Source organism: Parasynechococcus sp. (genome assembly GCF_042954245.1).
Taxonomy (GTDB): Bacteria; Cyanobacteriota; Cyanobacteriia; order PCC-6307; family Cyanobiaceae; genus Parasynechococcus.
In genome coordinates, this window is the sequence record NZ_JBGKDP010000138.1 from 1 (window position 1) to 9,030 (window position 9,030).

The 9,030-nt window shown below is 62.4% G+C and carries 15 protein-coding genes and 1 pseudogene; 7 read left to right on the forward strand and 9 right to left on the reverse strand.

What is annotated here, in order from left to right:
- The 3 genes from ACGVJ8_RS06040 to cbbX all read left to right on the forward strand — a co-directional run.
- Positions 1 to 325 (forward strand): CO2 hydration protein (locus tag ACGVJ8_RS06040; RefSeq protein ID WP_392346353.1); only part of this gene is annotated, 325 nt, incomplete at its 5' end.
- A 34-nt stretch (positions 326 to 359) separates the two neighbouring features.
- Complete coding sequence (locus ACGVJ8_RS06045) at positions 360 to 611, forward strand: 4a-hydroxytetrahydrobiopterin dehydratase (RefSeq protein WP_392346355.1); 252 nt, start codon at positions 360 to 362, stop codon at positions 609 to 611.
- A complete protein-coding gene (cbbX, locus tag ACGVJ8_RS06050) occupies positions 595 to 1,500 on the forward strand; it encodes a CbbX protein (protein ID WP_392346357.1) in 906 nt (301 codons plus the stop codon). Before ACGVJ8_RS06045 ends, cbbX begins: the two co-directional genes overlap by 17 nt.
- Here cbbX and ACGVJ8_RS06055 read toward each other — a convergent pair whose 3' ends face one another.
- The 6 genes from ACGVJ8_RS06055 to ACGVJ8_RS06080 all read right to left on the reverse strand — a co-directional run bounded on the left by ACGVJ8_RS06055 (position 1,501) and on the right by ACGVJ8_RS06080 (position 4,618).
- A complete protein-coding gene (locus tag ACGVJ8_RS06055) occupies positions 1,501 to 1,875 on the reverse strand; it encodes a chloride channel protein (protein WP_392346377.1) in 375 nt (124 codons plus the stop codon). It abuts the gene before it with no gap.
- A 192-nt stretch (positions 1,876 to 2,067) separates the two neighbouring features.
- Complete coding sequence (locus ACGVJ8_RS06060) at positions 2,068 to 2,361, reverse strand: hypothetical protein (protein WP_392346359.1); 294 nt, start codon at positions 2,359 to 2,361, stop codon at positions 2,068 to 2,070.
- On the reverse strand, positions 2,327 to 2,449 hold the full coding sequence (locus ACGVJ8_RS06065; RefSeq protein ID WP_392346361.1) for a hypothetical protein: 123 nt from the start codon (positions 2,447 to 2,449) through the stop codon (positions 2,327 to 2,329). Before ACGVJ8_RS06065 ends, ACGVJ8_RS06060 begins: the two co-directional genes overlap by 35 nt.
- Positions 2,446 to 2,685, reverse strand: coding sequence for a 2Fe-2S iron-sulfur cluster-binding protein (locus tag ACGVJ8_RS06070; RefSeq protein WP_392346363.1), 240 nt, complete (start codon positions 2,683 to 2,685; stop codon positions 2,446 to 2,448). The genes ACGVJ8_RS06065 and ACGVJ8_RS06070 overlap by 4 nt, the downstream gene beginning before the upstream one ends.
- Complete coding sequence (locus ACGVJ8_RS06075; RefSeq protein WP_392346379.1) at positions 2,682 to 4,151, reverse strand: cobyric acid synthase; 1,470 nt, start codon at positions 4,149 to 4,151, stop codon at positions 2,682 to 2,684. The genes ACGVJ8_RS06070 and ACGVJ8_RS06075 overlap by 4 nt, the downstream gene beginning before the upstream one ends.
- Positions 4,152 to 4,174: 23 nt before the next feature.
- On the reverse strand, positions 4,175 to 4,618 hold the full coding sequence (locus ACGVJ8_RS06080) for an Npun_F0494 family protein (RefSeq protein ID WP_392346365.1): 444 nt from the start codon (positions 4,616 to 4,618) through the stop codon (positions 4,175 to 4,177).
- On the opposite strand from ACGVJ8_RS06080, the gene ACGVJ8_RS06085 reads away from it, so the two are divergent.
- The gene (locus ACGVJ8_RS06085) at positions 4,617 to 5,213 is read left to right on the forward strand and encodes a nucleoside triphosphate pyrophosphatase (RefSeq protein WP_392346367.1); all 597 of its coding nucleotides are present in this window, start codon (positions 4,617 to 4,619) and stop codon (positions 5,211 to 5,213) included. The genes ACGVJ8_RS06080 and ACGVJ8_RS06085 overlap by 2 nt on opposite strands.
- Here the strand turns inward: ACGVJ8_RS06085 and ACGVJ8_RS06090 are convergent.
- Both ACGVJ8_RS06090 and rpsD read right to left on the reverse strand, forming a co-directional pair.
- Positions 5,210 to 5,761, reverse strand: a complete 552-nt coding sequence (locus tag ACGVJ8_RS06090) for a DUF4079 family protein (protein ID WP_392346381.1) — start codon at positions 5,759 to 5,761, stop codon at positions 5,210 to 5,212. The genes ACGVJ8_RS06085 and ACGVJ8_RS06090 overlap by 4 nt on opposite strands.
- A gap of 128 nt (positions 5,762 to 5,889) precedes the next feature.
- Positions 5,890 to 6,498, reverse strand: a complete 609-nt coding sequence (gene rpsD, locus ACGVJ8_RS06095; protein ID WP_392346369.1) for a 30S ribosomal protein S4 — start codon at positions 6,496 to 6,498, stop codon at positions 5,890 to 5,892.
- A gap of 77 nt (positions 6,499 to 6,575) precedes the next feature.
- Here rpsD and yidD point away from each other — a divergent pair, with 77 nt between their 5' ends.
- From yidD to ACGVJ8_RS06110, 3 genes are read left to right on the forward strand one after another with little or no spacing between them, the layout of a single operon-like run.
- Positions 6,576 to 6,854 carry a membrane protein insertion efficiency factor YidD gene (gene yidD / locus ACGVJ8_RS06100; protein ID WP_392346371.1) on the forward strand — a complete coding sequence of 93 codons (279 nt, stop codon included), beginning with the start codon at positions 6,576 to 6,578 and terminating at the stop codon, positions 6,852 to 6,854.
- A complete protein-coding gene (locus ACGVJ8_RS06105; RefSeq protein WP_392346373.1) occupies positions 6,854 to 7,126 on the forward strand; it encodes a glutaredoxin family protein in 273 nt (90 codons plus the stop codon). Before yidD ends, ACGVJ8_RS06105 begins: the two co-directional genes overlap by 1 nt.
- A gap of 36 nt (positions 7,127 to 7,162) precedes the next feature.
- A complete protein-coding gene (locus tag ACGVJ8_RS06110; protein WP_392346375.1) occupies positions 7,163 to 8,668 on the forward strand; it encodes a UDP-N-acetylmuramoyl-L-alanyl-D-glutamate--2,6-diaminopimelate ligase in 1,506 nt (501 codons plus the stop codon).
- 34 nt (positions 8,669 to 8,702) lie between these two features.
- Here the strand turns inward: ACGVJ8_RS06110 and ACGVJ8_RS06115 are convergent.
- Positions 8,703 to 9,030, reverse strand: a pseudogene (locus tag ACGVJ8_RS06115) (cysteine lyase); the annotation flags it as partial.

A 9,030-nucleotide genomic window follows, 5' to 3' on the forward strand; every position in this document is an offset into this window, starting at 1 on the left:
CAAGTACGGCGCCCTTTACGCCGACCCGATTCCGAGCATGGGTGCGGGCATTCCCCCCAGCCTCTGCATGCAGGATATGTACCGCCACCTGCCCGAGGAACTGAGCCTCTGGTACGGTAATAACGGTCGTGGGCAGACCGATGTGCACGTGCAGATCTGCATCAGCTTCCAGAAGTCGATGTTCTGTGTCACCAATGCCGCCATCGCCGGCACGATGCCGCATTCGCTGGATTCCGATAATCCCGAGCATCAGGCCGCCAATCGGGCCTACGTCGAGGCCTGGTCAGGGCGTTTGATGGGCTGCCAGCGGGTGGCGCTCCTCTAGGTTTTCAGCAGGTTTAGGCTGAATGGGGGCTCTGATGAATCAGTGGCAGGAGCGGAAACGACCCGTGTGTCTCGAGTGTCGTTTCGAGTTCGACAGCTACGACGCCACCCGCGATTTTCTCGACACGCTTGGTGAGCACAGTGAGGCGACCCAGCGCTTTCCCGACATCAGCTTCGGGCGCACTTACGTGAACATCACGATCCGGCCGGAGGATGACGGCCCTGATGCCCAGCTGAGCAAATCCGATCGCGCCTTTGCCACAGAGATCGATGCCCTCCTCGGTTGATCTGGCTTCGGCCTACGCCGATTCCGGTGTGGCTGAGGTGCTCGACCAACTGGATCGCGACCTGATCGGGCTGGCGCCGGTGAAGACGCGGATCCGTGAGATTGCAGCGTTGCTTCTGGTGGATCAGGTGCGGCAGCAACTGGATTTGCCCAGCACTGCGCCCAGTTTGCACATGTCGTTCACCGGCCATCCCGGTACCGGCAAGACCACCGTGGCGCAGCGGATGTCGCAAATCCTGCATCGCCTGGGCTACCTCCGCAAAGGCCATGTGGTGACGGCCACCCGCGACGACCTCGTGGGTCAGTACGTGGGCCACACCGCCCCCAAAACCAAGGAGATGCTCAAGCGCGCCCAGGGTGGCGTGCTGTTCATTGATGAGGCCTATTACCTCTACAAACCAGACAACGAGCGCGATTACGGTGCCGAGGCGATTGAGATTCTCCTGCAGGAGATGGAGAGCCGGTGCAGCGACGTGGTGGTGATCTTCGCGGGCTACAAAGATCGGATGGAGACCTTTTACAGCTCCAATCCAGGGCTTTCCTCAAGGGTGGCTCACCATCTCGATTTCCCGGACTACAGCGACGACGAGCTGATGGCGATCGCAGGCCTGCTCCTGGAGGCTCAGCATTACCAGTTCAGTGCCGAGGCCGAGATGGCTTTCTGCGATTACGTCTCGCGCCGGCGTCAGCTGTCTTTCTTCTCTAATGCGCGCTCGGTTCGCAATGCTTTGGACCGGGCCCGTCTGCGCCAGGCCAACCGGTTGTTTTCGCGGATGGGGGAGGCTCTGACCAAGCTGGATCTCACCACGATTGAGGCAGTAGACATCCTGGCCAGTCGTGTGTTCAAGGGCGAAGTGGAGGGCCACCATCCAGGTCAACACGAGACCTGATCAGGTGCGCCATATCAAGGCCCACCAGTAGGCTGGCGGCCCCGTTGCCCTGGAGGAGGGCAACCCCGAGCACAAGAACCGCCACGGGTACAGCAAGCACGCAGCGGTACAACGCACCTGTGAGGGCACCGCACCAGCTGCCAAGGCTGCCCAGATCCGGCAGCAGGAGTCCAGCCCCATCCCCAGGGCGCATGCGACCAGGAACAAGGGGAAGAACACCCCTCCGCGCCAGCCGGTTTCCAGGCAAAAGCCCAGCATCAGCAGTTTCACGATCGCGGAGAGGAGTAGGACCCAGGCCTCACTTGAGTTCTGGCCTTCCAGCAGGGGGCGCAGCTGGTCTTCCCCAGCGAAGGGAACCAACGGCAACCAGTGCATGCAGGTCCCCAACAGCAGGCCGGTCAGCAGCGGCCACCAGGGCCATCGGGTCAGGAGTTGGCGCTACTCCAGCCAGCCTCGCCACTGCAGCAACAGCCAGCCCAGGCCGCAACCGACCACTCCCCCCAATAGGCCTGCGCTGAGGCTGCCGAGATCTTCCCCCAGGGTGCTGGGCCAGATGTAGGGGAGTCGTTACAGCGATCCACCGCTGGCGGCATCGATACCATGGAATGCCGCAAACCCGGCAACACCACCGATGCTTCCCGGCAGCCAGCGGTTCAGCAGATCCTGGTTGCGGTTTTCTTGGCGGGTTTCGGCAACGACAGCACCTCCTACCAGCGGAGTTCCGAACAATCCGAAGCTCCCTGCCACCGTTGCCTCTTGGAGTCTTTTGTCGCGCTCATGCCAGATCCGTTGGCTGATCAGGGCGGCCATGCGGCTCATCAGGGCTTCAGGCCCGACGCAACCTCCACCGATCTGGGCCACTGCCGCTCCAACCCATCACAACAGCTACGCCGGCGCCGCTCAGGGCTCCGGTGAACAGGGCCATCAAGCTGAAGCGAAAGGGAGTCACCAGTGCGGATCGGTGGCGAATTCAACGGTGAGTTTCGCTGATTTCGAAGGTGGAACGGTGCTGATGCAGGCGCGCACCGTCTTGCCGTTTACGTCGATCTCGCATGCCCCGCAGCTGCCCCCCAGGCAACCGGTGGGAATGCTGATGCCAGCTCCACTGGCGGCCACCAACCAGTCTTGGCCAATGGTTTCCTGGGTTGTGCGGCCATCGGGCCAGCGCACAGGAATCGTGGTCATGGCTGGAGCAATGGAGCAAGGTTCACATGTTGCTCGAAGGCATCGGCCAGGCGATCGAGCAACAGATCACGGTGAGCGCTGTGGTTCTGGGGATCGTTGGCCAACGGTTGCAGCCCCCGTTGATCGCGAAGCCTGTTGAGCCAGGCCCGTCGCCAGGGGCCGTTGTCGAGCAACCCGTGCAAGTAGGTACCCACCACGCTCGAACCCTTTGGTCCAGGAGCCCACCAACCCAAACCCGGTTCGCTGCTTAGGGGCTGAAGACCAGGATCCGGCGTGGTTGTTCCGTAGTGCAGTTCAAATCCGCGCAGCGGCGTCTCCATAGGCCAGAGGCCATCAATGCTGCGCTGACTCAGCCGTTTCGTGCCGCTGAAGGTGGTCTCCAGGGGGAGGATTCCCAAGCCGTTTTGGGGCCCCCTCTGATCCGTGCCCTCCAGTCCCTCCGGATCGTTCAATCTTCTGCCCAGCATCTGCATTCCGCCGCAGATGCCCAGAACGGATCCACCAGCGCGGGTGTAGGCCCTGAGTTGATCGGCTAGTCCACAGCTGTTCAACGCCTCCAGATCCCGCAGCGTCTGCTTGCTTCCCGGAAGAATGATGGCATCCGGTTCCCCTAGGGGCTCCCCGGGTTGAATCCAGCGCAGCCTCAGACTGGCTTCGGCCTCAAGCGGATCGAGATCGGAAAAGTTGCTCAAGGAGGGCAACCGCAGCACGGCGATCTCCAGATCGGTGGCTCCCCGGGTGGGTTTGCGTTCCAGCAGATCGAGAGAATCTTCTGGAGGAAACAGCTCGTTCAGCCAGGGCATCACCCCCAGCACCGGTACCCCGGTGTTGGCTTCGAGCCAGCGGCGACCCTCATCAAACAGCTTCCGCCGACCTCTGAAGCGGTTGATCAGGATGCCTTTGATCAAGGGGCGTTCCACCGGGCGCAGCAAGGTGAGCGTTCCGACGATCTGGGCAAAGACTCCGCCGCGCTCAATGTCGGCCACCAGCAGGCAGTTGGCCCGCAGGTACTGGGCCAGGCGCAGGTTGGTGAGGTCGCGCCGTTGCAGATTCACTTCCACAGGGCTTCCCGCCCCCTCCAGCACCAGCCGGCCATGGGGCCATTGCTGCTGGAGCTCCATTAGCCCGGTCCTGATCGTTTGCCAGCCTGGGCGGAACCAGTCGCGGTAGTAGTGCTCGGCGCGGGCGATTCCCACGCTTTGGCCCCCATGGATGACCTCACTGGTGCTGTCGCCCCGGGGTTTCAGCAGCACGGGATTCATGGCACAGCAGGGCTCAAGACCCGCCGCCCAGGCCTGCATGGCCTGGGAGTAGGCCATCTCGCCACCATCAGCATCCACCCAGGCGTTGTTGCTCATGTTCTGCCCCTTGAAGGGCAGCGCCTGTTCTCCCCGGCGTTGGAGCACCCGGCACAACGCCGCCGTCATCAAGGATTTGCCGGCACCGCTGGAGGTGCCCAGCACCATCAGGGGGCGCAGCGGGGTGCGGGTCACAGCGGCCAGTGCCGACGCAGGCTGTGGCGCAGCCGATCTAGCACCGGGATGGAACGTTGCAGGAGTGCAGGGTCGTCATCGAGAAGTTGGCGACCCAGGGGGGTGAGCCTGAACCGGCTGGTCAGGCCCTGCCCATCCACTTCCCGGCGCAGCACACCCACGCTGATCAGCCAGCGGAGATCGTCCTCGAGGGCTTCGCTGTTGCGGAACCAGCGTGTCTTGCGGCCGTAGCGGTTGGGTTCGCTCCAGAGGTCGCCGGCATCCAAGCCTTGCTGTTGAAGATCCCGGTAGAGGGCTTCAGAGAAGGGCAGGCATCCCATGGCCCGGCAAGCCCGGTCACGGCTGCGTCGATCCAGCAGGTCGGTGGGGTGAGCGATGGCGAAGCCTTTCGTCCCTGGCAGCCTACGGAGCGTTGTTCTGCAGTGTGTTTCCGTGCTCATGCTTGCTTCCGCCTCGCCGGCGCGTCGCCGCTTGCTGGAGCAAGCGGGAATTCAGCATCAGGTGCGCGTCAGCGGTGTGGATGAGGATCAGATTCAGCATGCAGATCCAGCAGAGCTGGTGAAATTGCTGGCGCAGGCCAAGGCCAAGGCTGTTGCCCAGTTGCTTGACCCTGCGCATGATGCTGAGATCACGACTGTGCTGGGCTGTGACTCCATGCTCAGTTTTGAAGGGCAAGTGTTCGGCAAGCCCTCGGGGCCAGTCGAAGCGATTGAGCGTTGGCAGCGGATGGCTGGCGGCTGTGGATCTCTGTTGACGGGCCATTGCCTGATCCGTCGCGGACAACCTGAGGTGTTGGCCTGCGTGGAGACGGTGGTGCGCTTTGCCCCGCTCAGCCAGGCCGAGATCGAAGCCTATGTGGTCAGTGGTGAACCACTGCAATGCGCTGGCGGTTTTGCCCTCGAGGGCCGCGGCGGCCTCTGCATCGATGGCTTGGATGGCTGTTATTCCAATGTGATCGGCCTGAGCCTTCCCTGGTTGCGGCAGGTACTCGCCGCTGAGGAACTTTCGGGTGGTGTGGAGGCGGGTTTGGCTTAGTGCAGCAACAGGTTTCTGGTGCCGGAGATCGCTTGCATGGCCAGCAATAAGGCCACCAGCAGATTGCTGCTGATGTGAAAGCGCCTGGCACTCACGGAATGAGCAATCAACGGTTGCAAAGCGGTGGAGCTCAGCAACAGGGCGGTGAGCAACATCCCCATCCAGAAATGGGACTGCCAGAACAGGGGGCTCCAGGGAATATCACTGAACCGCTCCACGGCGGGTTGCAGCCCCAGCAGAAGTAGCCCTCCCGCAGAGGCAGCGGCCCAGAGCAGGCGCTGCCAAATCGTCCGGCTTGAGAGCAGGCGGCCGAAGCCGAACAGCACGGCGCAGCCGGTGACGACTAGACCCAGGGGATGGATGTTCCAGAGGCTGTGACTGAGGCCGATCAGCACCGCTACCAGCACTCCGCTAGTCACCCAGGCCCCATGCTGCGCATGCTCCACCGGCACGGTGTCGGCGATCGGGTTGATCTTCAAACGCTTTTCCCGCGCCAGGATTCCCAGCCGAATCGTGGCGCCCACCACCGGGTAGACGAACAGGATCATCAGCACGGGATGGATCAGTCCGAGCCAGTCATGGCTGGTGAGCGTCTGCAGTGCCTGGGGATCAATCAAAAAAAACGCAACTCTGAACCCAGGGTTGCGCATCGTGGGGTGTTAACTGCGGATCTGGATCAGACCTTTCTGGAGTAGTACTCCACCACCAGCAGTTCGTTGATTTCCAGGGCAACCCACTCGCGTTCGCAGTGGGCGATGACCTTGGCGCTCAGCTTAGACTTGTCCAGCTCGAGGTGGTTCGGCACGTTGGCTAGACCGGGGAACTCGAGGTTGGCTTCAGCCAGCTTCTTGCTGCACTTGCGCTCGCGGACAGCGATCACATCGCCAGGCTTGCACTGGTAGCTGGCGATGTCGGTGACACGACCGTTAACGGTGATGTGACCGTGGTTCACCAGCTGACGGGCACCGGGCACGGTGGGACCGAAGCCGAGGCGGAAACAAACATTGTCGAGACGGTTCTCAAGCAGCTTGAGCAGGTTGGTTCCTGTGGAACCTTCCTGGGCGCGTGCTTTCTTCACGTAGCGCACGAGCTGACGCTCGGAGACGCCGTAGTTGAAGCGAAGCTTTTGCTTCTCTTCGAGACGGATCGCGTATTCAGAGCGCTTGCGACGGGCTTGGCCGTGCTGACCGGGGGGATAGGACCGTTTGGCGGCCTTCCGGGTGAGACCGGGGAGGTCTCCCAAGCGCCGCGTGATCCTCAGGCGAGGGCCGCGGTAACGAGACATAGGTTGGGAAGGTGTGTGTTGAGATCGTGCGGTTGTTGGGCATGCTGGAACCGAAACAGTCCCAGGCATCTGCCACGATGCACGGATCCGCCACTCTATCTGGCGGTCCGATGGCCCAGCTGCGACAGGTGTTGAACCAGGCTCTAGCGGCTGTTCTCCTGGCAGGGCTTGGTTTTTATCGGCGCTTCATCTCCCCGATGATTGGGCCCCGCTGCCGCTTCACGCCCACCTGCAGTGCCTATGGCCTTGAGGCCATCCAAAGGTATGGCCCCTGGAAGGGGGGCTGGCTCACCGTGAAACGGCTGCTGCGCTGCCATCCCTTTACACCCTGTGGCTGTGACCCGGTGCCCGATTGATGAAGCAGCTCACCCTGTACAGCCGCATCGGCTGCTGCCTCTGCGAAGGCTTGGAATCCCGCTTGCGCGCCCTCGATCTCCTGGGGTTGTCGATCACGTTGACGGTGATCGATATTGATGCGACCGGCACCCCCCAGGAGCTGAAGGCGCGCTACGACCTCGAGGTGCCCGTGCTTGCGCTCGATGGATCTGAGCTTCCCCGGGTTGCACCACGTCTCGCCGGTGAGGGACTATTGAATTGGTTGCAACGCTGTCTGTCCACGGCGCTCTGAACGACTTAAAACTCCCCCAAGCACAGTGGAGATGGGATGACGCAGGCGTTGCATGCCCTGTTGAGTGATGCAGGCATCGCAGTGCCGCAGGGACTGGTGAACCCTGGGTTGGAGGCGATCACGACGGATTCACGCCGCGTCGGTCCTGGAATCCTGTTTCTCGGTCTCCCCGGCGAACGGGTGGATGGAGGCACCTTCTGGGCCCAAGCCCTTGAGGCCGGTGCCGCCGCTGCCGTGATTGGAGCTGAAGCTGCTGCTGCACAACCGCCAGGTGCTGATGCCCCTGTGGTGGTGATTCAAGAGTCGGTGGCTCGTCGAATCGGTGAGATTGCCGCGGCGTACTGGGATCACCCCTGCAGGCGTATGGCTCTGATTGGTGTGACTGGCACCAATGGCAAAACCACAACCACCCATTTGATCGAGCATCTGGCCGCTTCAGCCGGCAAATCGGTGGGCCTGTTCGGCACGTTGGTGAACCGCTGGTCGGGCCACAGCACCACGGCCACCCACACCACGGCCTTTGCCGATCGCCTGCAGGGGCAACTCGCCGAGGCTGCCTCCGCCGGTTGCGGCCTGGCGGCCATGGAGGTGAGTTCTCATGCCCTGGCGCAGCAGCGGGTGGCGGGCTGCCGCTTCGCAGGCGCCGTGTTCACCAACCTTACCCAGGACCACCTCGACTACCACGCCTCGATGGAGGACTACTTCGAGGCCAAGGCGTCGCTGTTCGCGGATCCTTTGTTGTTGGAAGGTGATGCGCGATCGGTGGTCAACAGTGATGACCCCTGGGGGGCGCGGCTGGCCGAACGACTCGGCGCCGTCTGTTGGCGCAGCTCCCTGGAGGATCCATCGGCTGAGTTGCACATGAGCGACCTGCAGATGAAGGCCGCTGGGGTGGAAGGCCGCTTGATCAGCCCTGTGGGTGAGGGCCGTTTCCGTTCGCCCTTGTTGGGCCGCTTCAACCTGATGAACCTGCTTCAGGCGGTGGGGGTGTTGCTTCAGCAGCAGCTGCCCTTGCCGGTGCTGCTGGAGGCCATCGGCCGTTTCGGCGGCGTGCCTGGCCGGATGGAGCGGGTGATTTTGAACGGGGTAGATGCAGCGCATTTGCCCCCGGTGCTGGTGGATTACGCTCACACTCCCGATGGCTTGGACAACGCTCTTTCAGCGGCGCGTCCGTTCTGCACGGGCCGACTGACCTGTGTGTTCGGTTGCGGTGGTGATCGGGATCGGGGCAAGCGTCCGCAGATGGCGGCAATTGCGGCACGCCTGGCTGACCGTGTGGTTGTCACCTCCGATAACCCCCGCACCGAGGATCCTCAGCAGATCCTCAATGACGTGGTGGCGGGGATTCCGGTCGGTCGTGATCTGCTGGTGGAGGGTGATCGAGCCAAGGCGATTGCCTCAGCCATTGCCGAAGCTGAGCCGAACGATCTGGTGCTGGTGGCCGGGAAAGGGCACGAGGATTACCAGATTCTCGGCACCGAAAAGGTGCACTTCGACGATCGCGAGGAAGCGGAACGCGCCCTGCGTTTGAGGTTGTTTTGAAGCAAGTTGTGCTGATGCGGTTGATCTGAGCTGATCAAAGGGCGCTGATGGCTGCCACCAGGGCGTTGATGTCGTCGTCTGTGGTGCTGATGTGGGTGCAGGCCCTCAAGCAACTGGGGTCCGCCAAGTCGCGAATCCATAGCCCCTGGGCACCCAACTGCTTCACATGCTCTGCAGGGGGCACATCGCCATTGATCTGAAAGCTCACCAGTCCGCTGGCGGGCGCCACATCCAGAAAGGGTGTGACGCGTTCCAGCCCCTGGAATGCCTGCCAGAGCTTGCTGCTGAGGTTTTGAATGCGGTTCCAGCGTTGTGGGGCTGATCCGGCGTTCTCCAGCAGTTGCAGTGAGCTGCGCAGGCCC

What these genes read in the sequence shown, in the direction of transcription:
- rpsD (WP_392346369.1), bottom strand. Translation starts at nt 6,498, where the DNA reads ATGTCTCGTTACCGCGGCCCTCGCCTGAGGATCACGCGGCGCTTGGGA.
- ACGVJ8_RS06090 (WP_392346381.1), bottom strand. Translation starts at nt 5,761, where the DNA reads ATGATCCTGTTCGTCTACCCGGTGGTGGGCGCCACGATTCGGCTGGGA.
- ACGVJ8_RS06080 (WP_392346365.1), bottom strand. Translation starts at nt 4,618, where the DNA reads ATGAGCACGGAAACACACTGCAGAACAACGCTCCGTAGGCTGCCAGGG.
- ACGVJ8_RS06055 (WP_392346377.1), bottom strand. Translation starts at nt 1,875, where the DNA reads ATGCACTGGTTGCCGTTGGTTCCCTTCGCTGGGGAAGACCAGCTGCGC.
- ACGVJ8_RS06085 (WP_392346367.1), top strand. Translation starts at nt 4,617, where the DNA reads ATGCTTGCTTCCGCCTCGCCGGCGCGTCGCCGCTTGCTGGAGCAAGCG.
- ACGVJ8_RS06045 (WP_392346355.1), top strand. Translation starts at nt 360, where the DNA reads ATGAATCAGTGGCAGGAGCGGAAACGACCCGTGTGTCTCGAGTGTCGT.
- cbbX (WP_392346357.1), top strand. Translation starts at nt 595, where the DNA reads ATGCCCTCCTCGGTTGATCTGGCTTCGGCCTACGCCGATTCCGGTGTG.
- ACGVJ8_RS06075 (WP_392346379.1), bottom strand. Translation starts at nt 4,151, where the DNA reads ATGGTGCTGGGCACCTCCAGCGGTGCCGGCAAATCCTTGATGACGGCG.
- ACGVJ8_RS06105 (WP_392346373.1), top strand. Translation starts at nt 6,854, where the DNA reads ATGAAGCAGCTCACCCTGTACAGCCGCATCGGCTGCTGCCTCTGCGAA.
- yidD (WP_392346371.1), top strand. Translation starts at nt 6,576, where the DNA reads ATGCACGGATCCGCCACTCTATCTGGCGGTCCGATGGCCCAGCTGCGA.
- ACGVJ8_RS06070 (WP_392346363.1), bottom strand. Translation starts at nt 2,685, where the DNA reads ATGACCACGATTCCTGTGCGCTGGCCCGATGGCCGCACAACCCAGGAA.
- ACGVJ8_RS06110 (WP_392346375.1), top strand. Translation starts at nt 7,163, where the DNA reads ATGACGCAGGCGTTGCATGCCCTGTTGAGTGATGCAGGCATCGCAGTG.